This window comes from Chromobacterium sp. CCUG 76385, from assembly GCF_059916625.1.
On record NZ_JAUCGU010000010.1, the window covers coordinates 48,473 to 71,971 of the forward strand.

At 63.6% G+C, this 23,499-nt stretch carries 25 protein-coding genes; 12 read left to right on the forward strand and 13 right to left on the reverse strand.

All coding sequences use genetic code 11. The features are described 5' to 3' along the window. Positions 1–106 precede the first annotated feature (106 nt). The 5 genes from QUG01_RS08945 to QUG01_RS08965 all read left to right on the forward strand — a co-directional run bounded on the left by QUG01_RS08945 (position 107) and on the right by QUG01_RS08965 (position 7,244). Complete coding sequence (locus QUG01_RS08945) at positions 107–862, forward strand: substrate-binding periplasmic protein (protein WP_500829822.1); 756 nt, start codon at positions 107–109, stop codon at positions 860–862. A gap of 64 nt (positions 863–926) precedes the next feature. Further along, on the forward strand, positions 927–3,065 hold the full coding sequence (locus QUG01_RS08950; RefSeq protein WP_500829823.1) for a UvrD-helicase domain-containing protein: 2,139 nt from the start codon (positions 927–929) through the stop codon (positions 3,063–3,065). Between the two features lie 139 nt (positions 3,066–3,204). Next, complete coding sequence (locus tag QUG01_RS08955; protein WP_500829824.1) at positions 3,205–4,914, forward strand: response regulator; 1,710 nt, start codon at positions 3,205–3,207, stop codon at positions 4,912–4,914. After that, on the forward strand, positions 4,902–5,639 hold the full coding sequence (locus QUG01_RS08960; RefSeq protein WP_500829825.1) for a LytR/AlgR family response regulator transcription factor: 738 nt from the start codon (positions 4,902–4,904) through the stop codon (positions 5,637–5,639). The genes QUG01_RS08955 and QUG01_RS08960 overlap by 13 nt, the downstream gene beginning before the upstream one ends. A 132-nt stretch (positions 5,640–5,771) precedes the next feature. Continuing rightward, positions 5,772–7,244, forward strand: a complete 1,473-nt coding sequence (locus QUG01_RS08965) for a diguanylate cyclase domain-containing protein (RefSeq protein WP_500829826.1) — start codon at positions 5,772–5,774, stop codon at positions 7,242–7,244. A gap of 67 nt (positions 7,245–7,311) precedes the next feature. Here the strand turns inward: QUG01_RS08965 and QUG01_RS08970 are convergent, their stop codons facing one another. The 3 genes from QUG01_RS08970 to QUG01_RS08980 form a co-directional block, all read right to left on the reverse strand. Further along, on the reverse strand, positions 7,312–7,740 hold the full coding sequence (locus QUG01_RS08970; protein ID WP_500829827.1) for an organic hydroperoxide resistance protein: 429 nt from the start codon (positions 7,738–7,740) through the stop codon (positions 7,312–7,314). 86 nt (positions 7,741–7,826) lie between these two features. Next, the gene (locus tag QUG01_RS08975; protein WP_500829828.1) at positions 7,827–8,282 is read right to left on the reverse strand and encodes a MarR family winged helix-turn-helix transcriptional regulator; all 456 of its coding nucleotides are present in this window, start codon (positions 8,280–8,282) and stop codon (positions 7,827–7,829) included. Between the two features lie 94 nt (positions 8,283–8,376). After that, complete coding sequence (locus tag QUG01_RS08980) at positions 8,377–8,784, reverse strand: hypothetical protein (protein ID WP_500829829.1); 408 nt, start codon at positions 8,782–8,784, stop codon at positions 8,377–8,379. A 190-nt stretch (positions 8,785–8,974) separates the two neighbouring features. Between QUG01_RS08980 and QUG01_RS08985 the strand changes: the two genes are divergently transcribed. Continuing rightward, entirely contained in the window at positions 8,975–9,556 is a 582-nt protein-coding gene (locus QUG01_RS08985; protein WP_500829830.1) for a YqiA/YcfP family alpha/beta fold hydrolase, read from the forward strand. A gap of 80 nt (positions 9,557–9,636) precedes the next feature. Further along, positions 9,637–10,611, forward strand: coding sequence for a quinone oxidoreductase family protein (locus tag QUG01_RS08990; protein WP_500829831.1), 975 nt, complete (start codon positions 9,637–9,639; stop codon positions 10,609–10,611). A gap of 4 nt (positions 10,612–10,615) precedes the next feature. Here the strand turns inward: QUG01_RS08990 and QUG01_RS08995 are convergent, their stop codons facing one another. Then, positions 10,616–11,068: a hypothetical protein gene (locus QUG01_RS08995; RefSeq protein WP_500829832.1), complete on the reverse strand. Its 453-nt coding sequence runs from the start codon at positions 11,066–11,068 to the stop codon at positions 10,616–10,618. A gap of 62 nt (positions 11,069–11,130) precedes the next feature. After that, positions 11,131–11,484: a hypothetical protein gene (locus QUG01_RS09000; protein WP_500829833.1), complete on the reverse strand. Its 354-nt coding sequence runs from the start codon at positions 11,482–11,484 to the stop codon at positions 11,131–11,133. Positions 11,485–11,780: 296 nt separating this feature from the next. Here QUG01_RS09000 and ompR point away from each other — a divergent pair, with 296 nt between their 5' ends. Then, positions 11,781–12,506, forward strand: a complete 726-nt coding sequence (gene ompR / locus QUG01_RS09005; RefSeq protein WP_043624791.1) for an osmolarity response regulator transcription factor OmpR — start codon at positions 11,781–11,783, stop codon at positions 12,504–12,506. Between the two features lie 3 nt (positions 12,507–12,509). Continuing rightward, entirely contained in the window at positions 12,510–13,811 is a 1,302-nt protein-coding gene (locus QUG01_RS09010; protein WP_500829834.1) for an ATP-binding protein, read from the forward strand. 27 nt (positions 13,812–13,838) lie between these two features. Here the strand turns inward: QUG01_RS09010 and QUG01_RS09015 are convergent, their stop codons facing one another. Together QUG01_RS09015 and QUG01_RS09020 are read right to left on the reverse strand one after the other, a co-directional pair. Then, a complete protein-coding gene (locus tag QUG01_RS09015) occupies positions 13,839–14,735 on the reverse strand; it encodes a methylated-DNA--[protein]-cysteine S-methyltransferase (protein ID WP_500829835.1) in 897 nt (298 codons plus the stop codon). An 86-nt stretch (positions 14,736–14,821) separates the two neighbouring features. Further along, positions 14,822–15,424 (reverse strand): CBS domain-containing protein, encoded by a 603-nt coding sequence (locus tag QUG01_RS09020; RefSeq protein ID WP_500829836.1) that lies wholly within the window; start codon positions 15,422–15,424, stop codon positions 14,822–14,824. A gap of 172 nt (positions 15,425–15,596) precedes the next feature. Here QUG01_RS09020 and QUG01_RS09025 point away from each other — a divergent pair, with 172 nt between their 5' ends. Further along, positions 15,597–16,313 carry a hypothetical protein gene (locus QUG01_RS09025; RefSeq protein ID WP_500829837.1) on the forward strand — a complete coding sequence of 239 codons (717 nt, stop codon included), beginning with the start codon at positions 15,597–15,599 and terminating at the stop codon, positions 16,311–16,313. A gap of 75 nt (positions 16,314–16,388) precedes the next feature. Here the strand turns inward: QUG01_RS09025 and waaA are convergent, their stop codons facing one another. Genes waaA through QUG01_RS09040 form a run of 3 tightly spaced genes read right to left on the reverse strand, consistent with a single transcriptional unit; the run spans position 16,389 to position 18,835 of the window. Next, positions 16,389–17,657, reverse strand: coding sequence for a lipid IV(A) 3-deoxy-D-manno-octulosonic acid transferase (waaA, locus tag QUG01_RS09030; protein ID WP_500829838.1), 1,269 nt, complete (start codon positions 17,655–17,657; stop codon positions 16,389–16,391). Beyond that, entirely contained in the window at positions 17,654–18,613 is a 960-nt protein-coding gene (gene waaC / locus QUG01_RS09035; protein ID WP_500829894.1) for a lipopolysaccharide heptosyltransferase I, read from the reverse strand. The genes waaA and waaC overlap by 4 nt, the downstream gene beginning before the upstream one ends. Positions 18,614–18,646: 33 nt before the next feature. Then, complete coding sequence (locus QUG01_RS09040; protein ID WP_500829839.1) at positions 18,647–18,835, reverse strand: hypothetical protein; 189 nt, start codon at positions 18,833–18,835, stop codon at positions 18,647–18,649. A gap of 287 nt (positions 18,836–19,122) precedes the next feature. Here QUG01_RS09040 and QUG01_RS09045 point away from each other — a divergent pair, with 287 nt between their 5' ends. Both QUG01_RS09045 and QUG01_RS09050 read left to right on the forward strand, forming a co-directional pair. Then, positions 19,123–19,875, forward strand: coding sequence for a glycosyltransferase family 2 protein (locus QUG01_RS09045; protein WP_500829840.1), 753 nt, complete (start codon positions 19,123–19,125; stop codon positions 19,873–19,875). Between the two features lie 56 nt (positions 19,876–19,931). Beyond that, the gene (locus tag QUG01_RS09050) at positions 19,932–20,384 is read left to right on the forward strand and encodes a GNAT family N-acetyltransferase (RefSeq protein WP_500829841.1); all 453 of its coding nucleotides are present in this window, start codon (positions 19,932–19,934) and stop codon (positions 20,382–20,384) included. A 470-nt stretch (positions 20,385–20,854) separates the two neighbouring features. On the opposite strand, the gene aac(6') is transcribed toward QUG01_RS09050, so the two are convergent. From aac(6') to QUG01_RS09065, 3 genes are all read right to left on the reverse strand, one after another. Then, positions 20,855–21,295, reverse strand: a complete 441-nt coding sequence (gene aac(6') / locus QUG01_RS09055) for an aminoglycoside 6'-N-acetyltransferase (RefSeq protein WP_500829842.1) — start codon at positions 21,293–21,295, stop codon at positions 20,855–20,857. Beyond that, complete coding sequence (locus QUG01_RS09060; RefSeq protein WP_500829843.1) at positions 21,292–22,602, reverse strand: hemolysin family protein; 1,311 nt, start codon at positions 22,600–22,602, stop codon at positions 21,292–21,294. Before QUG01_RS09060 ends, aac(6') begins: the two co-directional genes overlap by 4 nt. A 79-nt stretch (positions 22,603–22,681) precedes the next feature. Continuing rightward, on the reverse strand, positions 22,682–23,404 hold the full coding sequence (locus QUG01_RS09065; RefSeq protein WP_500829844.1) for a uracil-DNA glycosylase: 723 nt from the start codon (positions 23,402–23,404) through the stop codon (positions 22,682–22,684). Between the last annotated feature and the right edge of the window lie 95 nt (positions 23,405–23,499).

Here is a 23,499-nt window from a genome sequence, read left to right on the forward strand (position 1 = left end):
TTTGTCTAAAACGGTATCTAGGGGCCACCGGGCCTGCTACGGTCATCATAACATCGGCTTTCACCGCTTCTGACAGCCCTCATTAGAATTAAGAGAACGCATCGATATGGCCAGCACGAATAAGAAATGGTGGTTTTCCTGCCTGCTGCTGATCGCGTCCGCCGCCTCGGCCGCTCCCTTGCGCATCGGCGTCGCCGATACCGACGCGCCGCCCATGGCGGTACTGTCGCCCGATGGCGCCAAACTGACAGGCGGACTGTCGCTCGATATCGGCCAACTATTGGCCGAAGAGCTCAATATGCAGCCGCAATTCGTCATCCTGGCGCGGCGCCGGGTGGAGCCGGCGATAGAAACCGGCAAGGTGGACGTCATCTGCAACGCCAATCCTGACTGGTACGGCAATTCCGCCCGCTTGAACTGGAGCCGGGAAATCTACCCGCTGACCGAACGGGTGCTGTCGCTGAAAGGCCTGCCGACCATCCGCCAATTCGACGATCTGGCCGGCAAGCGCATCGGCACCCAGCACGGCTACCACTACCCGGAGCTGGAATACCTGTGGGCCAGCAATCGCAGCACGCGCGAAACCGAAACGCGTTTTGAATTGCTGTTCAAATCGCTGGAAAAGCAGTTGAGCGATGTCGCCATCGTCACCGAGTTCATCTATGCGTGGTGGGCGCGCGGCCACGCCCAGGAAGCCGCCGCGTTCAGACTGCACCCGCTGGTGGTGTCCTCGCATCCGACGATGTGCGCGCTGTCGCCGCAATCGCCGCTGAAGCTGGACGCTTTGAACCGCGCCATCGAACGGCTGCACAAGAACGGCAAGCTGAAGGCGATGCTGACGCGCTATCAGGCCCAGGAGTGACGCCGGCCATGAGCTGACGGGGACGCATGCTAAAATGGCGTTTTTGCAGCGAAAACGTCCCGTCATGAGCGATCTGTTAGCCGGCCTGAATCCCGAACAACTGCGCGCCGTCACCTGGCCCGCCAAGAGCGCGCTGGTGCTGGCCGGCGCCGGCAGCGGCAAAACGCGGGTGCTGACCACCCGCATCGCCTGGCTGTTGTCCACCGGGCAGACCTCGCCGGCCGGCGTGCTGGCGGTCACCTTCACCAACAAGGCCGCGCGCGAGATGCAGACCCGGCTGTCGGCACAGGTGCCGGTCAATGTCCGCAATATGTGGATAGGCACCTTCCACGGCCTGTGCAATCGTTTCCTGCGCATCCACTATCGCGACGCCGGCCTGCCGCAAACCTTCCAGATCCTCGACTCCGCCGACCAGCAAGCCGCGATCAAGCGCCTGTTGAAAAGCCTGGAGCTGTCGGACGAGAAATACCCGCCGCGCGCGGTGCAAAGCTATATCAACGGCAACAAGGAAGCCGGCCTGCGCGCCGAGGCCCTACCGCCGGCGCTGAACCCGTACGAAGCCAAACTGGTGGAGCTGTACGCCGCCTACGACGCCCAGTGCCGGCGCGAAGGCGTGGTGGATTTCGCCGAACTGCTGCTGCGGAGTTACGAACTGTTGTCGCGCAACGAGGCGCTGCGCGCGCACTACAGCAGCCGCTTCAGCCACATCCTGGTGGACGAGTTCCAGGACACCAACCGCCTGCAGTACGCCTGGCTGAAGCTGCTGGCCGGCGAGCATGGCGCGCTGTTCGCCGTCGGCGACGACGACCAGAGCATCTACGGCTTCCGCGGCGCCGAGGTGGGCAATATGCGCGCGCTGCTGTCCGACTTCCACGTCGCCGAGCCGGTGCGGCTGGAGCAGAACTACCGCTCCATGGGCAATATCCTCAACGCCGCCAACGCGCTGATCGAACAGAACGACGGCCGCTTGGGCAAGAATCTGTGGACCGATGCCGGCGAAGGCGAAAAAATCCGCTTCTACCAGGCCGGCAGCGACGGCGACGAGGCCGAATTCATCATCGACGAGGTGAAAAGCCTGCACCGCGAAGGCCTGGCCCTGTCGGACATGGCCGTGCTGTACCGCTCCAACGCCCAATCGCGTTTGCTGGAGCATGTGCTGGTCAACGCTCAGATCCCTTACCGCATCTACGGCGGCCTGCGCTTCTTCGAGCGCCAGGAAATCAAGCACGCGCTGGCCTACCTCAGGCTGATCGCCAACCCGGACGACGACAACGCGCTGCTGCGCGTGATCAACGTGCCGGCGCGCGGCATCGGCGCGCGCAGCGTGGAAAACCTGCAGGCCATAGGCCGCGAGCAGGGCGTCTCGCTATGGCAGGCCGCCTGCGGCGCCGGCAGCGGCCGCACCGCCGCCAAGATCGGCGAATTCGTGCTGCTGATCGAGCGGCTGCGCGAGCAGAGCCGCGACTTCAGCCTGGCCGAAACCATCAGCTTGGCCATAGACCGCAGCGGCCTGCGCGACATGTACGAGCAGGACAAGAAGGACGGCGAGGAGCGGCTGGCCAACCTGGACGAACTGGTCAACGCCGCCGCCAGCTTCCTGCCCGACCAGCCCGAGCAGGCGCTGACCGAGTTCCTGTCCGCCGCCAGCCTGGAGGCCGGCGAGCACCAGGCCGACGCCGGCAGCGACGCGCTGCAGCTGATGACGGTGCACGCCGCCAAGGGCCTGGAGTTCGACGCGGTGTTCGTCAGCGGTCTGGAAGAAGGCCTGTTCCCGCATGAGAACAGCATCATGGACGGCAAGGGTTTGCAGGAAGAGCGGCGGCTGATGTATGTGGCCATCACCCGCGCCCGCAAGCGGCTGTATCTGTCCAGCGCGCAAAGCCGCATGCTGCATGGGCAGAGCCGGTATCCGATCCCGTCGCGCTTCATCGACGAGATTCCGGGCGAACTGATTCATTCGCTGTCTGCTACAGTGAAAGCACCCGTTGCGCCGCAGCAGCCAAGGCGCGCCGCCATGCCGCGCCGCCAGGCCGACAACGCCTACGGCCTGTCCATCGGCCAGGCGGTCAGCCACGCCAAGTTCGGAATCGGCGTGGTGATAGACGCCGAAGGCAACGGGGAGGATGTGCGCTTGCAGATCAACTTCGCCGAACATGGAGTAAAGTGGCTGGACTTGCGCTACGCCAAGCTGACGCCAGCCTAAGAAACGCCGCCCCCTGAGCCACGCCACGCCGTGGCAAGACAACAGCAGAGGGCGGCGGATCGACAAACCGGGCCGAAGTGGAGCATGCCCGCCGCAAAAACAATCCGACTGAGCCATAACCATGCCAGACCCAGGTGCGATGAGCGACTCTCCCTCCAGCCCGGCCGTCGCGACGGAACCGGCGCAGCGCGCGCGGCCCGCCGCGCAGCGCGGCTATGACAATCCCTACGCCAAACGGCTGTTTCTGATCATAGACAGCCTGCCGCAGATGCAGCGGGCGATGGCGATGACCCTGTCGTCCTTCGGCGCCAACAGCGTCGAATACGCCAGCAAACCCAGCGACGCGTTGGCCAAGATGGCCAAGTACGAGTTCGACGTGGTGCTGTGCGACTACGATCTTGGCAACGGCTACGACGGCCTGTATCTGTTCGAGGAGATCCGCGCGCGCAATCTGCTGAAACAATCCTGCGTCTTCATGATCGTCACCGGCGAACGCCGTTCGCAACGCGTGGTTTCCGCCGCCGAGCTGGTGCCGGACGACTACCTGCTCAAGCCGTTCACCGGCGAAGTGCTGCGGGCGCGGCTGGAGAGGGCGATGCGCAAGCGCGAGGCGTTCCGGCTGGTGGACGAAAGCATCCTGCACCATGAATACCTGAGCGCCATCGACGCCTGCAACCGCAAGATAGAAGAGAATGGCGAATTCGCCTTCGACTTCATGCGCCTGAAAGGCTCGCTGGCGCTGAAGATTCAGGACTTCGACACCGCGCGCGACGCCTATATGCAGGTGCTGCGCATCAAACCGACCACCTGGGCCAAGATGGGCCTGGCCAAGGCGCTGGTCGGCCTCAAATCGCTGGACGAGGCTAGGCTGCTGTTCGAGGCCGTGCTGGCCGACAACAACCAGGTGATGGAAGCCTATGACTGGCTGGCCAAGCTGTATCGCGGCAATGGCGATCTGAAACGCGCGCAGCATGTCTTGCAGCAGGCGGCCGAACTGTCGCCGGTGGTGTTCAGCCGCCAGCAGCGGCTGGCGGAGGCGGCGGTGATGAACAACGATCTGGCCACCGCCGAAACCGCTTATCAGCAGGCGCTGGACATCGCCAAATACACCTGGCACCGCAGCCCCACCCATTACGCCACCTTGGCCCGCATCCAGCTGGCGCGCGGCGACACCGCCAGCGCCAGCCGAACCTTGGGCAATCTGCGCCACGACTACCGTTACAACGAGGAGGCGGAATGGCTGGCCGGCGTGGTAGACAGCCGGCTGCAGGCCAAGAACGGCGAAGACGGCAAGGCGGCCGAGCTGCTGGACACCGCCGACGAGCGCTTCCGCCAGCTCTTGCCCAAACTGGACCAGGACGCGCAGATGGAATACGCCCGCGCCTGCTACCAGCAAGGCCGGGAAGGCCGCGCCAATGAGGTGATGGAATACCTGATCCGCAATCATCACGACGAAGAGGATGCCCTGGCCCGTTTCGGCGAGATGTTCGAAGAAATCGGCCTGGGCGCCGTTGGCCGCCAGTTGATCGCCAGCAACGTCAAATCGGTGTCCGAGCTGAACAACCAGGCGGTATTGCTGGCCCAATCGGGCCAATACGAAGCGGCGATCGAACACTTCATCAAGGCCTTGGAAGAATTGCCGCAGAATGTGCAGATCATGCTGAACCTGATCAACTCCGTGATGGCGTATGTCAGCCAGAGCGGCTGGCACGAAAGCCATATGCGCCGCGCCTACGAGCTGCTGGGCAAGGTGCGCGATCTGGCGCCGACCAACAACAAATTCCAGAAGATGCTGCAGTCGTGGCGGCTGCTGGTCAGCAAGATGGACAAGCCGCAATGGGTGATTTGAGCCGTCTGCGCGTGCTGGTGGTGGACGACGAAATGCTGGCGCGCGAACGCTTGCGCCAACTGCTCGGCGATCTGGGCGTGACGCAGGTGCACTGCCAGGCAGACAGCCAGGCTGCCCTGGACTGGCTGGCGCGCCACCCGGTCGACGTGGTGCTGCTCGATATCGGCATGCCCGGCCGCGACGGCATGGCCCTGGCCCGCCATCTGCGGCAGCAAGCGCTGCCGCCGCAGTTGATCTTCAGCACCGCTCATGACCATTACGCGGTGGAGGCGTTTGAACTGAACGCCGCCGATTACCTGCTGAAGCCGGTGCGCCGCGAGCGGCTGGCCGAAGGTCTGCGTCGCGCCGAGGCGCGTTGCGGCAATCCGGACGCGCCGCCCTGCTTCGTGGTGCGTCAGCGCGGCCGGCTGCTCAACGTGCCGTTCAGCGAGGTTCGCTATCTGAAAGCCGAGTTGAAATACGTCACCTTGGTCACCCGCAGCGCGGAATACCTGCTGGACGAAGCGCTGGTGGCGCTGGAGCAGCGCCTGGGCGACGCCGTGCTGCGCATCCACCGCAGCTGCCTGGTCATGCGGGACACGGTTCAGGAGCTGAATCAAACCGCCGTCGATCAATGGCAAATCAAGCTGCGCGACATCGCCCAGCCGCTGTCGGTCAGCCGCCGCCAAATCCCCGCGATCAAGTCCGCGCTGGCCTCTCGCCAGGCGTTACGTACTATTACTTAATTCGCTGTTTCTCCGATTTATTGCTAAAAAATAGCCCCCCATTCTTATAGAATCAGTCATTGCCGAATTTATGTCGATGGTTTTAACATGCAAGCAAGACTGGTTTATGTTGTATGCATAGCTCTTTGGCTGATGCTCAGCGCGCTGGCCGCGCTGTCCATCGCCAGCCGCTCGCTGTTGGGCGCGGAGCAGCAATTCAACAACCAGATGCAGCAGTTGACCGAACAATTGAAACAGCGCCTGCTGACCAACGAGACCGTGCTCGACAGCTATGCCACCTTCAGCGCGCTGGACCATCGCAGCGAAACTCGGCAAAAACATCCATTTGTCCTGCAGCTGCTGCGGCGCTACCCGCAGATCTCCGCGCTGGCTCATATTGAGCGCATCTCCGCCATTCAACTGGCTGATTTCAAAAAGAAACTGCAACACGAGTATGGCAAAGGCTATCGCCTGCGCGGCTTCGACAACGACGAAACACCGTCCGCCGGACAAGATCAATACTTTCCGCTGATGTTTGCCGAACCGCAGTCGCAAAGCAATCTACAGCTGGTCGGCCGCGACGCCTGGCAGCAACCGCAATTGCGCGATGCCTTGCAAGAGAGCCTGAACAGCGGCCGCACCACTTTGTCGCGCCAATTGACTCTCCCGCAAGGCGAAACCGGCTACGCGCTACTGCGGGACATCGACACTCAACAGTCCCCCAGGATGCTCGATCTGCAACCCAAGCATTTCGCCATGCTGTTCATCCGCGCCGATTCTCTGCTGCCCGCCGACTTGTCCCTGCCCACCGGCATGGAGCTCAGCATCCGCCATCGCGATGATCCGCCGCAGCCGCCAGACGGCCACGCGCTGCGGCTGGGCAACGCCGGGGCCAGCCAGCTGGAGCAGCTGCTGTTCCCGCGCCTGGAAGCCACCCAACTGCTGGGCGGCGGCAATCAGCCGCTGCGCCTCACCTTGCGCTGGCAGCAGGGTTGGGCGCAAATCGGCCTGTTTGAATGGTCGGTCTGGCTGCTGTTGAGCCTGCTGCTCGCCTTGGGACTCGCCTTGGCCAGTTACAGCTTTGTCCGCAGCAGCAATTTGCGGCGCCAGCGGGAAAGCCAGCTGTTTCATCTGGCCAATCACGACCGGCTGACGGGCCTGGCCAACCGCAATTTGTTCTACGACCGGCTGCAGCACGCCATCAGCCGCGTCGACCGCAACGGCAAGCGGCTGGCGCTGCTGTTTCTGGACTTGGACCGTTTCAAACCGGTCAACGACACTTTCGGCCATGTGGTAGGCGACCGGATTTTGCAATTGATCGCGGCCCGCATCCAGGACGTGGTGCGCGACGAGGATACCGTCGCCCGCATCGGCGGCGACGAGTTCGTGATCCTCATGGAAGACGTCGAATCCAACCGCGAGGCCGACAAGGTGACCACTCGGCTGAAACAGTCGATCCAGCTTCCCTATCAGGTTGAGCAGCATCGCGTCCTGGTCGGCGTCAGCATCGGCACCGCTTACTACCCGGAAGACGGCCTGCTGATTGACGAATTGCTGGCTGTGGCCGACCGCAAGATGTACGGCAACAAACAATCCTTGAGCCGCGAATCCGAAACCATAGATTGAGCGCCGCACAACAAGACGCCGCCGGGCATGCCGGGCGGCGTCTTGGCTTGGGTGGGCGCGAAAGCGCTTACGCCAGGGTCAGCTCGACTTCGATATTGCCGCGCGTGGCGTTGGAATACGGGCAGATGCCATGCGCCGCCTCGATCAGCTTCTCCCCGGCCTCGCGCTCGATGCCGGGCAGCGACACCGCCAGCTTGGCGGCGATGCCGAAGCCATGGGCGATGGGGCCGATCGATACCTTGCCGGTCACCGACACCTCCGCCGGCAGACGCACGCCTGCCTGTTGCGCCGCTACCTTCAGCGCGCCGATGAAGCAGGCGGAATAACCGGCCGCGAACAATTGCTCGGGATTGGTGCCGTCGCCGCCAGTCCCGCCCAGCTCGCGCGGCGTGCTCAGCTTCACTTGCAGCGCGCCGTCGTTCGATTCGGCATGGCCATCGCGGCCTCCCGTGGCGGTGGCTTCAGCGGTGTACAGCACTTTTTGCAGAAGATTCATGTGACTGCTCCTATGGCTATCGCCGTTCCGGCGAAAATATTCACTATTAAATAGTGCACTATTTAATTATCAAAACCCTGACGGGTTTACTGCAGCAACTGATCGCGCAAGCCGCACAAGGCCTGCCGCAAATGCGCGATCTCATCCAATTGCAGTCCGCTGCGGCAGGCCAATTGCAGCGGAATTTGCTCGGCCCGCGCTCGCAGCGCTTTGCCGGCTTCGCTCAAGCGGACCATCACCACGCGTTCGTCGCTGGCCAATCGTTGCCGCTCCAGCCAGCCAGCCGCCTCCATCCGCTTCAACAACGGCGTCAGGGTCGCCGAATCCAGATAGAGCTTGTCGCCGATGTCCGACACCGAACGCTGATCCTGTTCCCACAACACCAGCAATACCAGATATTGCGGATACGTGATGCCCAGCGGCTTCAGGCTGTCGCGGTACACTTTGTTCATCGCCAGCGAGGCGGAATACAGCGCAAAACACAGCTGCTGATCCAAACGCAGCAACTCGTCCGCCGGGGGACAGCAATCTTTGGTTTCCATGGCTGCATATTAAATAGTGCACAATTTAATTGCAAGCTATTTTATTGATGGGCGCGCTACGCGCCGTCAGCCTGCACCGACGGCGCGATCCGCTTCAGGCCGCCACCCGCACCGGCCCGCGGCCCAGATCGGCCAGCGAACGGCAGGCCTGCTGCCAATCCGCCAATGAGTTGACGCCCTGCAACACGATGCGCGCCAGCGCATCATTGCATACGCTCGGACCAAACTGCATCAGCATTTCGTGCAGGGCGAAACGCAAGGTATGGCTGTCGCGCAACAAGGCGTTCACCTCCGCGTGCACTTCAGCGAACACCCGCATGCCGCCCTGGGCATCCAGCTGCACCTGATGCAGCGGACAAAAACCGGACCGGATCAGCGCCTTGTCGGCATCGATGTCCTCGGCGAACAGCAGAGCGCTGTGCTGCAGATAGCCGCAAGCGATGATCAGGCTTTCCAGCGAATGCGGCGTGGCGGCGGGGCCGCCGGCAGGCAGATGATTCATGATGTTCTCTCCTCGTGCTTGTATATTTGGCGCATATTTCAGCATCTTGCGGGATGCCATGACAATGGCTGGAAACCATTGGAAAGGAGTTTTTACTCGATATTAACAACATCGGCCATCGGGTTTACCCGGCACTGACAATCGTTGGCATGGCGCGTACCATGAGCCCATCGTTACCGCGGATCCCGTCATGCACATTGTCTATCTTCATGGTTTCAACTCCAGCCCCAAATCGCTGAAAGCCGGCGAAACCGCCGCCTGGCTGAGCCTGCATGCGCCGGATATCGAACTGCACTGCCCCAAACTGTCGCCGCATCCGGCCGAAGCCATCCGCCAGGCGGAAACGCTGTTGCTGTCGCTGCCGGCCGATACCTTGCTGATAGGCAGCTCGCTGGGCGGCTTCTACGCCAGCTATTTGGCCGAACGCCACGGCCGGCCGGCGGCGCTGATCAATCCCGCCATCCAGCCCGACCGCGACCTGGCGCGCTTCGCCGGGGAACAGACCAATCCGTATACCGGCGAGGTCTACACTCTGGGCGACGCCGATCTGGCGGCGCTGCAAGCGCAAAAAACGGATAAACCGACGGCGGGACGCTACTGGCTGCTGCTGGGCAGCCGCGACGAAGTGCTGGATTGGCGCGAAGCCGCGCGACATTACAGCGGCAGCCGACAAACCGTATTCAACGGCGACGACCACCGTTTGAACAACTGGCCCAAGGTATTGCCGGACGTGGTGGCCTGGGGCCAAAGACAATTGTCCAAACTTTCTTGACGCCCCGTTCAGCGCGCGGCGCTTGTTCGCCGTGAGGCGCGGCGGCACACTGATCCGATATTTTCCGCGAGGAGTTGCTCATGAGTCAGAAGATCGTTTTCGCCGCCACCGGCGGCCCGGAAGTGCTGAAGCTGGAAAATGTGGAGATCGGCCGGCCCGGGCCGGGCGAAGTGCATCTGCGCCATAGCGCCATCGGGGTCAATTTCATCGATACCTACCAGCGCAGCGGCCTGTATCCGCTGTCCCTGCCCAGCGGCCTGGGCAGCGAAGCGGCCGGCGTGGTGCTTGCCGTGGGCGAAGGCGTGGACGGGCTGCGAGCCGGCGATCGCGTCGCCTACGCCGGCGGGCCATTGGGGGCGTATTCGAGCGAGCGGCTGATCGCCGCGGAGCATCTGCTCAAGCTGCCGGCCGGCATCGCCGACGAAACCGCCGCCTGCGCGATGCTGCAGGGCATGACTGTCGAATACCTGGTGCAACGCACCTTCCCGGTGCAGCCGGGCCAGACCGTGCTGTGGCATGCGGCCGCCGGCGGCGTCGGCCAGATCGCATTGCAGTGGCTGTCGGCGATGGGCGTGCAGGTGATCGCCACCGTCGGCTCGGCGGCCAAGGGCGAGATCGCGCGCCGGCTGGGGGCCGCCCATGTCATCAATTACAGCGAGGAAGACGTCGCGGCGCGAGTGCGCGAGATCACCGGCGGCAAGGGCGTGCCGGTGGTGTTCGATTCGGTGGGCAAGAGCACCTTCCAAGCCTCGCTGGACAGCCTGAGTCCGCGCGGCATGATGGTGACCTTCGGCAACGCCTCCGGCCCCGTGCCGGCGGTGTCGCCGCTGGAGCTGACCAAGCGCGGCTCCTTGTTCCTGACCCGGCCCAAGCTAGGCGACTACATCGCCAGCCGCGCCGAGCTGGAAGCGTCGTCGGCCGCGCTGTTCCGCCGCCTGGAGGACGGCACGATCAAGCTGACGCCGTCCCATCGCTATCCACTGGCCGAGGCGGCCCAGGCGCACCGCGACCTGGAAGCGCGCAAGACCACCGGTTCGGTGATCCTGCTGCCCTGAAGCCTCAATCGCCCAAGGGCAGAGGCGGCGCACACTCGCGGGCATCGCGCCCCCTGCCGCCGTCGCATCCTTCGTCGGCGGTGCCGCAGCCCGGCTGCCCGCGGCTGCAGTCGGCCGCCGGCAGCCTTTCGTCCACGCACGTCCGACGCGCGGCGCCGAGGGCGCCTTCGCAGGAAGTCTGAGCCGCGACCAGCGCCTCGCAACGCTTGGCATCGCGCTGGCGTTGGCAATTCAGGGCTGGGGTGTAGTAGGCCAGACAGGCTCGCCGGCGCGATTCGCCCAGATCCTGACAACTGCGCAATCCCTGGCGGTACAGCAGGCAACGCTGCGGCGCCACGGCGCGGCTGCAATCATCATCGATGGCGGGCGCCGCCGCATAGCCGTACTGGCAGAGCAGCAGCAAGCCAAAACCGGCCCGCAGATAGCCCTGCCATCTGGATGTCCCCTGCTGCTTCATCGCGGCGTCCCTTCCCGGTCGGACGACAATTCGGAACCCTGCGGCATTCAAGTGCCGCACTCTTATTCGGACTGGCTGTGCTCCAGTTCCTGCCTGTGCTTATCCTGCCAAAAATTGGGCTTGCTGGGTATAGTTTGTGGATGGCCGTCCGGCGGCGGCGGCATCATGCGGTTCGGATGGCGCGCCGGATCAAATCCGATATCGCCATTGCGCGCGGCCTCGCGCAGCTGCAACTCCTGCAGGCGGCGGCTGTCTGGACAATTGCGATTGGCTTCGCAGGTCTTGCGCGACATCTGATTCCAGGTTCCCCTGTCGCGCTGCGGCGGCGATTCTTTCTGCGGACGCGACCATGCCGCCTGTTGCAGCAACAGGCTTGCGCTCAGCAGAGTGATCAGATATCGCTTCATAGTCGCCATTTTACCTTGTCCACGGCGGGGGGGAACCCTTAATGCTTAAGTCATTTTCCGATCAGGGCCGGCCCGGAAAGGCCATGGCCCGTTTGGAACCATCATGCGGCAGGAAGCCATTGCGCCGCGGGTTTTCGCCAGTTGCTTCAGCTTAAACGCAAGCATTTGCTCATACGTCAGTTCTGGCGGCACAATTGTTAAGGACTGTAGCGCAGGGCACCAGCTTAACATCTGTAAAAACAAGGCCCGACTGCCAAGGCGCGCGAGCGCTTAAGCTGCCAACCAGAACACTCAAGGAACAGCATATGGAACACAATAAAATCCTGGTCGTCGATGACGACGCCAAGCTGCGCGAACTGTTGACCCGTTACCTGACCCAGCAGGGCTACAGCGTGGAAACGCTGCCGGACTCGAAAGACCTTGACCGCAAGCTGGCGCGCAACCGTCCCGACCTGATCGTGCTGGACGTGATGATGCCGGGCGAAGACGGCCTGGCCGTGGTGCGCCGCCTGCGCGCGCAGGGCGAGACGCTGCCGGTGATCATGCTGACCGCGCGCGGCGAGGACATCGACCGCATCCTGGGCCTGGAAATGGGCGCCGACGACTACCTGCCCAAGCCGTTCAATCCGCGCGAACTGACCGCGCGCATCCAGTCCGTGCTGCGCCGCCACCATACCACGCCGGCGCTGGCTGCCCAGCACAGCGCCGATGACGCCGTCGAATTCGGCGATTTCACGCTGAACCTGGGCCAACGCGAATTGCGCCGTTGCGGCCAGCCGGTCGCGCTGACCAGCGCCGAGTTCGCCGTGCTGTCGGTGCTGGTCAACCATCCGCGCCGCCCGCTGACTCGCGAACAGCTGATGGAGCTGGCGCTGGGCAAAGGTAACGGCGAATCGCTGGATCGCAGCATAGACGTGCATATCTCGCGGCTGCGCAAGGCGCTGGAAAACGGCGACAGCCCGCTGCGCTATATCCAAACCGTCTGGGGCTACGGCTATGTGTTCGTGCCGGACGGTTCCCCCAGGGAGTAAGACTTGATACGCAAGCTGTTCGGCTCCTTGTTCTTCCGGCTGGCGCTGCTGGTGATGACTGTGGTGATCGCCACCCAGTTGTTCACCATCTCGCTGGCCAACCGGGAACGCCACAAACTGCTGGAGCGTCAGCTGTATATCCAGGTGCTGGATACGCTGTCCTTCCTGGAAAACTCCATGACCGGCATGGACAACGAGGAGAAGCAGAACTTCCTGGACAGCTACAACCGTCCCGGCCTGCCCAGCCTGTTGCCGTTCAACGCCGACCAGGGGCAACAGTTTGCCAAGGAACTGCCGCCCATCGGCGCCATGCTGACGCAGCGGCTGTCTCACGACCTCAATGAACCTATCCAGGCCCATTTCGCGGTGCGCGACGACCACAGCGAGCTGTGGGTGCATGTGCATGTGCTGGGACAGCCGTACTGGCTGGTGATGCCGTTCGGCCGCTATCGCGACCGGATGATCACCACCATGCTGCAGGCCTCGCTGCTGGCCGGGCTGTTCGCCACCGTCCTGGCCTCCTTGTTCGCCTGGCGCATCACCCGGCCGATCAGCCGCGTGGTGCAGGCCAGCCGCGAGCTGGCCTGCGGCGAAATGCCCAAGCTGATTCCCGAAACCGGCCCGCGCGAAGTGCAGCTGCTGGCCCACAACTTCAACAGCATGGCCCAGGCGCTGGACAACGCGGCGCGCGAACGGCGGCTGATGCTGGCCGGACTGTCGCACGATCTGCGCACGCCGCTGACCCGCCTCAAGCTGACGCTGGAAATGCAGGAAGCCAGCGTGGACCAGCACGACATGCTGTCCGACATCGACGAGCTGTCGCGCATCGTGCGCCAGTTCATCGATTTTGCCCGCGCAGAGGAAAGCAATCAGATGGTGCCGGTCGCGCTGGCCGACCTGGCCTCCAGCGTGGTGGCGCGTTTCCGCCGCGAAGGCATGGACGCGCGGCTGGACATCCGCGGCGAACCGGAACTGCAGGCCGACGCGCTGGCGCTGGAGCGCCTGCTGAGCAATCTGCTGGAAAACGCCCGGCGTTACGGCAAGCCGCCCGTGGTCGTGCGGCTGGAGCGCGGCGACAACGAAGCGCGGCTGGCCGTGATAGACCACGGCAAAGGCATACCGGAGGCGCTGCGCGAAACCGCGCTGGCGCCGTTCGAGCGCTTGGCCGAACATCGCGGCACCGATGGCGGCAGCGGCCTCGGCCTCGCCATCGTCTCGCGGGTGGTCAAACAGCACGACGGCACCTTGAATCTGACTGAAGAAGACGGCGCCTTCAAGGTGGACATCCGCCTGCCCATGGCCTGAGCCGAATCTACCAGGCAAACGCGCGCCTCATGCCATCGACGCTGTGAGCGTCTCGCGGCCCAGCCGCGCGCTTTCCCAGGCGATCAGATCGATTTTGCGCTTCTCGCCCCAGCGGTATTGGCCCAGCGCCCCCTCGGCCCGGATCACCCGATGGCAGGGAATCAGCCAGGCCACCGGATTGGCGCCGACCGCGCTGCCGACGGCGCGCGCCGCGCTAGGCTGCCCCATGCGCGCCGCCAGCTGGCCATAGCTGATCAGGCCGCCATACGGCACGGACAGCAGCGCCCGCCATACCTGGATCTGGAAATTGCTGCCCTGCACCCGCAGCGCCAGCGGCGCGCCGCTGCGCTCGGACAAGGGGGCAAACAGCCGTTCGCACAGCGCCTGCCCCTGGCCCGGCCGCCAATGCAAGGCGGCGTGCGGCCACTGGTCCTGCAACCAGGCTTCGCCGGCGGCTTCGTCGGCGACGAACTGCAAGGCGCAGATGCCGCGGTCGGTCCGCGCCAGCAGCAGCGGGCCAAAACGGCTGGCTTCCACGCTCCACGTAATGTCCAGCCCGGCGCCGCCGCGCTGGAATTCGCCCGGCGTCATCGCCTCCAGGGTGACGAACAGATCGTGCAGCCGGCTGCCGCCGGACAGGCCCAGTTCATGCGATAGCGGCAACACCGGCGCGCCGGCCGCCAAGCGGACCTTGGCCGCCTCGCAAGTCAGTTGCTGGATGAAACGCTTGGGACTGACTCCGGCCCACTGCGTGAACAAGCGCTGCAGGCGCGATTCGGACAGATGCAGCGCCGCGGCCAGATCGGCCAGCCGCGGCTGCTCGCCGGCATGGGCAATCAGATAGCGGATGGCGTCGCGGATGCGGGCGTAGTCGCGTCCGCCCTCCGCGGCGTTTTCCCCTGCATATTCGAGCGGGCCATTCATGTCTAGCTCCCGATGCTATGTCATGAAGCCAGTCTAAGCGGGCATTACACGAGCCGCGACCCGATTCTTGCCAACTTGCGCGGAGGTCAGCCGGTATACAGCAAGGAGTACTGGATTTCCGATAAGGCCTGCGGCACGCGGATGAAGGATAGCGGCATGCCCAGAAGACGCGCCATGTGAGAAGTGGAGAACAAACCGCACACTTCGTAATGGCCGTTGCCCGGATTGATCTCCACCACCAGCGCGTGCTGACGACCCAGCTGCTTCATGGTAGCGATCAGCTGGCCGACGTTCGCCGCTGCGACGTCTTCCATCCGCAGCGCGTCCAGCTTGTCGCGCGGCGTCATCACATCGGACACCTGCAGATCGGCATGATGCTTGCCATGCTCGCTCATGCACTGGATGGGCCGCTCGCCCAGCAGGTCCACCGCGGTGGCGATGCCGAGCAGGCTGCCGTTGTCGTCATGAACGAACAACAGGCGGATGCCGTGGCTGATCATGCGCTGATGGGCCTCGCGCAGGTCCGCGTCGCCGCGGATGCCGACCGGATTGACCAATCTCAGGTCGGTCATGACGCTCAACGCCGGGCTGTGCATATTGATGGGCGGATGCGGACGCTGCTCCAGTTGCACCAAATCGGTCGTGCGTGGCAGAGTCAGCGTGGGCAGGGGCTGATATTCGTTGGCCATGGCGGCTCCTTGTCAGGACAATGAGTAAGGATGAATGGCGCCAGCCCGCCCGTTGCGGCCAGCCCAGTCTTCAAGGTAGTGGAAAAGCCGGCCGACTTCAGTACTCGGACAGTAAACTTTACGTTTACGCCCAAGGTCTTTTATGTGTTTATTCTAAATGATGCGAAAAACTATGAAGAATAGCCTCCGGAAGCCGCGCAAAGCCGCACGATTCCTCCCCTTCGCCTGCGGACTGCTGCTGTGCGCGAGCGCCGCGCGAGCCGATGGCTGGGATTATCCGGGTTGGCACGACGACGCCGCCACCCGCGTCAAGGCGCTGGCCCTGCTGCAATCGGTCAACGCCACGCTGTTGAGCCAGCCCAGCGCCACCCGCACGCTGCAACAATGGTGCGAGGCGCATCAACTGGCGGCCGAGCCGCGCATCCGCGCGCTGCGCGACACCGCCACCCGCAAGCCGGCCGACGCCGAGGTGCGCAGCCAGCTGAAAGTGGGGGCTGACGAGGCGATAGGCTATCGCCGCGTGCAACTGGCCTGCGGCGACCATGTGCTGTCCGAAGCGGACAACTGGTATGTGCCGTCGCGGCTGACGCCGGAGATGAACCATCTGTTGGATACCACCGACACCCCGTTCGGCAGCGCGGTGCGCGCGCTGAACTTCACCCGACGCACCGAAAGCGCGCGCCTGTTGTGGTCCCCCTTGCCGCAGGGCTGGGAAACGCGTCCGCTGCCCGCGGCCATGGGCCAGTCCGACCTGGATATCCCGGAGCGGGTGCTGCAGCACCGCGCGGTGCTGTACAAGGACGGCGGCACGCCGTTCAGCCTGGTGGTGGAAACTTACCGCCGCGACCTGTTCGCCTTTCCGCTGAATCCGCCGGCCGCCGGCAACTAAGGCTCGCGCTCAGCCAAAAAAGACAAGGCCGCCTTGCCAAATCGACAGGCGGCCTTGTCGTCTAAGAGCGGCTCCTCAGCTGGCCGGCTCCAATACCGACTTCAGCACGGCCAACATCCGTTCGCTGGCGCCGCGGTGGGCATCGCGGAAACGCGCCGCGCCGCCGCGCATGGCTTCGGCAGCCGCCGGATCGGCCAGCAAGGCCAGGGCGGTGGACACCAGCTCGTCGGCATCGGCCACCTGGCATCCGGCGCCGGCGGCCAATGAGTCGGCAGCGGCCTGCTGAAAATTGAACACTGACGGTCCAAACAGCGCCGGCACGCCCATCAGCGCCGGTTCGATCAGATTGTGGCAACCAAACGGCAGCAGGCTGCCACCGATGAAAGCGACATCGCAAGCACCCAGGTAGCCGAACATCTCGCCCATGCTGTCGCCGAGCCACACCTGGGTGTCGGCGGCCACGGCTGCGTCGTCGCTGCGCCGCTGCAGCTTGAAGCCGCGTTCGTCTGCCAGCCGCGCCACCTCGTCCCAGCGCTCCGGATGGCGCGGCACCAGCGCCAGCAGTGTGTTGCCCACCGCGCCGCCGGCCGCCCGCCACGCGTCCAGAATCAGCGCTTCCTCGCCGTCCCGGGTGCTGGCGCACAGCAGCACCGGCCGCCGGCCAATGCGCTCATGAAACGCGCCGGCAAGATGCCACTGCGCTTTCGAAACCTCAATATCATATTTGCTGCTGCCGCAGACGATGACGTTTTGCGCGCCCAATTGACGCAAACGGTCCGCATCTTCTTTGGTTTGCGCGGCAATGGCGGTCAATTTCTGAACAGCTGGCCGAATCAGCCCCAATACCTTGCGGTAGCCTTTCAGCGATTTATCCGACAATCTGGCATTGGCCAACAGCAGCGGCACGTCTTGCTCGGCGGCGGCATGCAGCAGATTGGGCCAGATCTCGGTTTCCATCAGCACGCCGCAACGCGGCCGGTAAGCCCGCAGAAAATCCGCCGTCGCGCGCGGGTAGTCATACGGCAGATAGCGCACTTCGGCGTCCGGATACAGCTGTTCCGCCGTGACGCGGCCAGTCGGCGTCATCTGCGTCAACAAAAGCGGCGCATCCGGCCATTGACGGCGGATGGCGGCCACCAGCGGCTGCGCGGCGCGGGTTTCGCCTACCGACACCGCGTGTATCCAGATCGCGCCGCTAGCCCTGGGCGACAGCGCCTGGCCGAAACGTTCGTCCCAATGCTGCAGGTAAGCCGGCGCCTTGCGCGCCCGCTTTTTCAGATAGCGGCGGATCAGCGGCTTCAAGGCCCATAACAAGCCGTTGTACAGCGCGCGCTGCCAGCTCATTGCCAATCCTGCCGCGAGCGCAGCGCCGCCAGCACGTCTTCCACCGTCGGACACTGGCCGATATGGCCCAGATTGGTCGCCCAGGGCGTCTCCACCACCCCGGTCTGCTGCGGATCGGTATCGGTGTAAATGGCGACCAGGGGGACGCTCAAAGCGTTGGCCAGGTGGGCCAGACCGGTATCGACGCCGATGACGGCGCTGGCGTGGCCCAGCAATCCGGCAGCCTCGATCAGATTCATCCGCGGCGCCACCACCGCGGCAGGCAATTGGACGGCCAGCCGTTCGGCGCGCGCTTTTTCCCGCTCATTTCCCCAGGGCAGCACCGTCACCATGTCGTGTCCGACCGACAACGCCTGACCCAGCGCGACCCAATGCGTCTCCGGCCATTCCTTGGACGCGCGGCTGGTGGCATGCAGCAGCACCGCGTAACGGCCGGACAGCATCCAGGCCGGCCGCTCGCCCGGACGAACGCCGAACTGCGGCGCGCCTTGCGGCGCATAGCCAAAACAGCGGCCGAACAGCAGGCGGTTGCGCTCGATGGCCGACAGCTGCCGCGAAACCGTGTGTTTCTTGTCGTAGAACAGGCTGGCCAGCGATTCGCGCGCGCTGGACCAATCCAGCCCGGCCAGCGGCGCGCCGGCCCACTTGGCCGGAATCGCGCTCTTCAGCAAACCCTGGCTGTCCAGCACCAAATCGAAGTGGGTATCGCGCAGCTGCCGCTTCAAGGCCCGCAACTCTCGCCAGGCCGCAGGCTGCAGCAAACGCTTGCGCCAGCTTCGCCAGCGCAGCGTCAGCACCTCCGCCACCTGCGGGTGGAGCCGGGCGATGTCGGCAAAGCTTTCTTCCGCCAGCCAACTCAGCCGGATATTCGGGTAGTGCGTCTTCAACTCAGTGATGGCCGGCCAGGTGTGGATAAGGTCGCCCATCGACGAGGTGCGCACAATCAGCACATTCATCATGGCGCGCATTGTACCCGAGCGGGCCTGTGGTTAACCAAGTAAAATCCGGCCTGACCAGATGTGGATAAGCCGCTGTGAATAAGTTTGACCATATTTATCCACAATCTGCCAGAACGTTGCGCGCTGCAATAATCCCATGCCTATCAACAGGGCAAGACCATGAGCGGTATGGATTTTTTTCACTTGTCCACACAAAAAGCTCACCTTCAGCAGTTTCATCAATTTATAGTTGCGTTAATGAAAACCCGTTGGTGAAGCGCAAGTCTGTCGCAAAAAATTTGGCTAACAGGACAGCGGGCAAAACTGCTTGCCGCGATGTGAATAACTCAGGGTCTGCAGCAAACCTGAAAGTTATCCACAACTGGTTAGTCGCAGACGCGCAGGGTAGACAACAGTTTTCAATGCATAACAAGCTACTGAAAAATAAAGAAAAATAGTGGTTATCCACAGCAATGAAGGGACTTCTACCAGTTTCTTCATTTTATAAATGGGAAAACATAGAAAAGATGCGATACGCGATCAGCGTGGTGCTCATCACCAAAAATGCAGGTCAACAACTGGAACAATGTCTGCAGAGCGTGAGCTTTGCCGACGAGATCGTGCTTGTGGATTCCGGCAGCACGGATAACACATTGGCAATAGCCGCAGCCTATCGGGCAAAAGTTATCCACCAGGAATGGCTGGGATTCGGTCCGCAAAAGCAATTTGCCGTGGAACAGGCAAGCCATGACTGGGTATTGTGCTTGGATGCGGACGAATATCTGTCGCCTGAATTAGCCTTATCGATCAATCAGATACTGGACAATCCACAGGCCGCGGCCTACCGCTTTGCCCGCTGCAACCGTTTCATGGGCCGTTTCCTGAAACACGGCGAGGGCTATCCGGATTGGTCGCTGCGCTTGTTTGATCGGCGCCGCGCGCGCTGGTCCGACGACGTGGTGCACGAGTACGTGATCTGCGACGGACCTGTGGAAAAACTGGCGGGCGACTTGATGCACGAGTCCGGCGAGGACATCGCGCGGTATTTATCCAAGCAGAACCGCTACACCACGCTGCAGGCGGAACAGCTGTTCGCCCGCGGCAAAAAGGCGGGCGCCGCCAAGCTGGTGTTCAGCCCGCTGCTGCGCTTCTTCAAGTTCTATCTGGTTCGCCGCGGTTTTCTGGACGGCTTGGCCGGGCTGGTCCATATCTCCATCGGCTGCTTCAACAGTTACATCAAGTACGCCAAGCTGATCGAGCTGCATCGGCTGAGAAAATGACATTTGGTTTGTCAGGCCGTTTGCCTTAGCATCAGTCCTTTTCCGGAAGCGACGGCATGCCTGCAAACCAGATCCTCATCCGGCCCATGACAGAGGCCGATATCCATGCGGTGGCGCGTTTATGCGGCGACCTCGACTATCCGACCACGCCGGAGCAACTGGCGCGGCGCTACGCCGCGGTGCGCGCGTTTCCCGATAACGAGATCTGGGTGGCGGAGCGCCATGGCGAAGTGGTGGGATGGTTGCATGGCCACGGCGGCCATCTGCTGGAAGCGGAAAGCTATGTCGAGATTGGCGGCATCGTGGTGGATCCGGCCTGTCGCGGACGCGGCATCGGCCGGGGTTTGCTGGCCGCCTGCGAGCAGTGGGCGCAGGCCTTGGGCTACCCGCGCATCCGCCTGCGCTCCGGCGTGCAGCGCGTCGAGGCGCATGCTTTTTACCGTCATATCGGCTATCAGCAGAAAAACACCGGCCTCACTTTTGCGCTCGACCTGCCGCGACAAGACTGAGCGGAGTTGTTATCCACAAGCTTTTGCAAGTCAGCATGCCGATCCGCTTTTTCATCTGCCTTGCGCCCGCAAGGGCATGGCCAACTCGAAGCCGCGCGGGACGGTTTGCCATATTTGGTGGGGGTGGACGCCGGCATCGGCCACGTACCTCCGCAATGGCGGCTGCTTAACGGCGCCTGGGCGGCCTGGCAGGTAGCGGGGGAGGGACGGGTGGCTTGAAGGCGCTCCAGGCGCGCTGAGGGGCCTTAACGTCGGTTTATGGCCAGGGGCGGTTGACGATTGCGGTGCGGACCGCGCGTGCGTTTCGCCAAACCCGCAGGGGCGGGCGCTTGTCGCGGCGACGTTTCGTTATGGGTTGGCGCGGAAGGTGGACAAGTCGCCACGGAGGGGGCTGTACAGCCGCTGGGCGGCTTTGCAGGCTTTTGGATAGGCGCGGGTGGCTTGAGGCGGTGCCAAGCCCGCCACGGGGCTTACAGCGCCATCCGGTAGAACACCACGCGCTCGGTCTCCTCGAAACCCAGCGCCAGATGGGCGGCTTGCGCCGTCAGATTGTCCAGGCCGGTGTCGGAGGCCAGTTCGGCGCAGCCCCGGGCGCGGGCCCATTCCCGTGCCGCGCCCAGCAACAGGGCGGCCACGCCGGCGCGGCGATGCGATGGCGCGACGTAAATGCCTTCGACAAAGGCCACTGGCGAGTGGCTGGTGCCGTTGACATAGTCGTTGCGAATCGCAACTTCAAGCAGGCCTATTGCCGCGTCGTCGTCGCGTGCCACAAAGGCGGCGAAGCGTGCGGGGTTGGCCGTTTGTCCGGCGATCTCCTGCTGGTGTTCAGCGGCCGGGCAGTCCGGCCACAGCGCCGTGCGCAGGTTCAGCCAGTCAGCGGCATGGGCAGATGCGGGGCTGAGTAAAATCATATCGATTCGAATTCCGGTTGCGGCATGTGGCGGCGTTGCACCAGGATTTTGTCGACACGGGTCTTGTCCATGTCCACCACTTCAAAGCTGAAGCCGTTCCACTCGAAACGGTCGGTGACGCTGGGAATGCGGCCGAGCTTGTACATCATCACGCCGCCGAGCGTATGGATGTTGCCGCCGGCTTCGCCCGGCAGCGTGCTGTCCAGTTCGAAAAATTCGCGGAAGTTGTCCAGCGACACCATGCCGTCCACCAGCCAGCTGCCATCCTCGCGTTGCACAATCTCGTCGTCTTCGCCGCTGATGGCTTGCATATCGCCGACGATGGCTTCCATCACGTCATTGATCGATACCAGGCCTTCCAGTTCGCCGTACTCGTCCACCACCAGCGCGCTATGGCTGCGCGCCTGCTTGAACTGCTCCAGCAGCTGCATCAATGAAGAGGTGGCCGGCACGTATAGCGGCGGAGCCAGATCGGCGGAAAAATCAACTGTCTGGCCGGTCAGCAGGCGGTCCAGCAGGCGCTTGGCGTTGAGGATGCCGATGACCTGGTCGGTGTCGCCGCGGCACACCGGGAAGTGGCTGAAAGCGTGCTGCAGCAATACTTCGCGGTTTTGCTCAGGACCGTCTTCCAGATCGAGGATCACCACGTCCTTGCGCGGCGTCATCACCGAGGCCACCTTGCGGTTGTCCAGCCGGAAAATGTTTTCCACCAACTCCTGTTCGGCGCGGTCGAACACGCCTTCGTCGGCGCCTTGTTCCATCAGCGTGCGGATCTCGTCCTCGGTGATGGACGGCTCGTCGCTTTTCTTGGCGCGCAGCAAGCGCAGCAGGCCGTCGGTGATGCGGCTGAACACTTGCACCAGCGGGCTGCTGGCGCGCGACAGCAACAGCATGGGTCGCGCCAGCGTCATCGCCACCCGCTCCGGGTTCAAGAGCGCCAGCCGCTTCGGCACCAGTTCGCCCAGGATCAGCGACAGGGTGGTGATGAACAGCACCATGATGGCCACCGACAGCGGCTTGGCGTACGGCGCCAGTAGCGCATAGTGGCTCAGCGCGCCGCGCAGATGCTCGGACAGCGCCGCCTCGCCGTAGACGCCGGACAGGATGCTGATCGAGGTGATGCCGATCTGGATGGTGGACAGGAAGCGGGTGGGGTCGGCTGCCAGTTTCAGCGCGGCGCGGGCGCCCTTGTGGCCTTCGTCGGCCTTTTGCTGCAATCTGACTTTGCGGGAGGAGACAATAGCGATTTCGGCCATCGCAAAAACGGCGTTCAACAGTACCAGGCCGAGCAGCAGCAAGATTTCCACGATGTAGAGAGAGGAGTGGCGGAGCTACTAGCTTAGGGCAAGCCGTCCGCCGCGAAAAGTGGCACAGCGGACTTCATGTTTAGAACAGGCTGCTCTGCGTGGCGGCGGGCGCCCAGCGCACCGGCTGGCGGCTGCGTGCGATCAGCCAGGCATTGACCTGGGAGAAGTGGCGGCAGCCGTGGAAGCCGCGGCTGGCGGACAGCGGCGACGGGTGGGCGGCGGTCAGCACCAGGTGGCGGCTGGTGTCGATGCGTTCGGCCTTGGTGTGCGCCCAGTTGCCCCACAGCAGGAAGACGCAGCCAGGATTATGCGTGTTGACGGCGTCGATCAGCGCGTCGCTGACCATTTGCCAGCCGAGCTTGCCGTGGCTGCCGGCCTTGTCGCGCTCGACGGTCAGCACGCTGTTCAGCAGCAGCACGCCCTGTTGCGCCCAGTGGCTGAGGTCGCCGCTGGCCGGAATGCCCAGGCCGAGGTCGGCCGCCAGTTCCTTGTAGATATTGCGCAAGCTGGGTGGCACCCGCGCGCCTTCCGGCACCGAGAACGACAGGCCCATGGCCTCGCCGTCGCCGTGGTAGGGGTCTTGGCCCAGGATCACCACCTTGACGTCGGCCGGCGCGGCGAAGCTCAGCGCGTTGAACACTTGCGGCGGCGGCGGAAACAGCGTCTTGCCGTCTTGTTGTTGCTGGCAAAGCTGGCGGTCGATTTCGGCCAGTTTTGCGGCGATGGCCGGCTGCCGCAGCACGGTTTCCCAGGCTGGGTGGACGCGGGCGAGGGCGGGAGACAGGTAAGTCAGAGCGGACATAAGGTTTCTTTGCGGCGGGTCATGCGGATCAGGAGGCTTGGAATGGGGACGGCGCGATTCGTTCCAAACAAAACACCGCCCGGAGGCGGTGTCGT

Bases quoted from the DNA above. Each gene is read 5' to 3' on its own strand.
- QUG01_RS08945 (WP_500829822.1), top strand. From the start codon at position 107: ATGGCCAGCACGAATAAGAAATGGTGGTTTTCCTGCCTGCTGCTGATC.
- QUG01_RS08950 (WP_500829823.1), top strand. From the start codon at position 927: ATGAGCGATCTGTTAGCCGGCCTGAATCCCGAACAACTGCGCGCCGTC.
- QUG01_RS08955 (WP_500829824.1), top strand. From the start codon at position 3,205: ATGAGCGACTCTCCCTCCAGCCCGGCCGTCGCGACGGAACCGGCGCAG.
- QUG01_RS08960 (WP_500829825.1), top strand. From the start codon at position 4,902: ATGGGTGATTTGAGCCGTCTGCGCGTGCTGGTGGTGGACGACGAAATG.
- QUG01_RS08965 (WP_500829826.1), top strand. From the start codon at position 5,772: ATGCTCAGCGCGCTGGCCGCGCTGTCCATCGCCAGCCGCTCGCTGTTG.
- QUG01_RS08970 (WP_500829827.1), bottom strand. From the start codon at position 7,740: ATGAATCTTCTGCAAAAAGTGCTGTACACCGCTGAAGCCACCGCCACG.
- QUG01_RS08975 (WP_500829828.1), bottom strand. From the start codon at position 8,282: ATGGAAACCAAAGATTGCTGTCCCCCGGCGGACGAGTTGCTGCGTTTG.
- QUG01_RS08980 (WP_500829829.1), bottom strand. From the start codon at position 8,784: ATGAATCATCTGCCTGCCGGCGGCCCCGCCGCCACGCCGCATTCGCTG.
- QUG01_RS08985 (WP_500829830.1), top strand. From the start codon at position 8,975: ATGCACATTGTCTATCTTCATGGTTTCAACTCCAGCCCCAAATCGCTG.
- QUG01_RS08990 (WP_500829831.1), top strand. From the start codon at position 9,637: ATGAGTCAGAAGATCGTTTTCGCCGCCACCGGCGGCCCGGAAGTGCTG.
- QUG01_RS08995 (WP_500829832.1), bottom strand. From the start codon at position 11,068: ATGAAGCAGCAGGGGACATCCAGATGGCAGGGCTATCTGCGGGCCGGT.
- QUG01_RS09000 (WP_500829833.1), bottom strand. From the start codon at position 11,484: ATGGCGACTATGAAGCGATATCTGATCACTCTGCTGAGCGCAAGCCTG.
- ompR (WP_043624791.1), top strand. From the start codon at position 11,781: ATGGAACACAATAAAATCCTGGTCGTCGATGACGACGCCAAGCTGCGC.
- QUG01_RS09015 (WP_500829835.1), bottom strand. From the start codon at position 14,735: ATGAATGGCCCGCTCGAATATGCAGGGGAAAACGCCGCGGAGGGCGGA.
- QUG01_RS09020 (WP_500829836.1), bottom strand. From the start codon at position 15,424: ATGGCCAACGAATATCAGCCCCTGCCCACGCTGACTCTGCCACGCACG.
- QUG01_RS09025 (WP_500829837.1), top strand. From the start codon at position 15,597: ATGAAGAATAGCCTCCGGAAGCCGCGCAAAGCCGCACGATTCCTCCCC.
- waaA (WP_500829838.1), bottom strand. From the start codon at position 17,657: ATGAGCTGGCAGCGCGCGCTGTACAACGGCTTGTTATGGGCCTTGAAG.
- waaC (WP_500829894.1), bottom strand. From the start codon at position 18,613: ATGAATGTGCTGATTGTGCGCACCTCGTCGATGGGCGACCTTATCCAC.
- QUG01_RS09040 (WP_500829839.1), bottom strand. From the start codon at position 18,835: ATGAAACTGCTGAAGGTGAGCTTTTTGTGTGGACAAGTGAAAAAAATC.
- QUG01_RS09045 (WP_500829840.1), top strand. From the start codon at position 19,123: ATGCGATACGCGATCAGCGTGGTGCTCATCACCAAAAATGCAGGTCAA.
- QUG01_RS09050 (WP_500829841.1), top strand. From the start codon at position 19,932: ATGCCTGCAAACCAGATCCTCATCCGGCCCATGACAGAGGCCGATATC.
- QUG01_RS09065 (WP_500829844.1), bottom strand. From the start codon at position 23,404: ATGTCCGCTCTGACTTACCTGTCTCCCGCCCTCGCCCGCGTCCACCCA.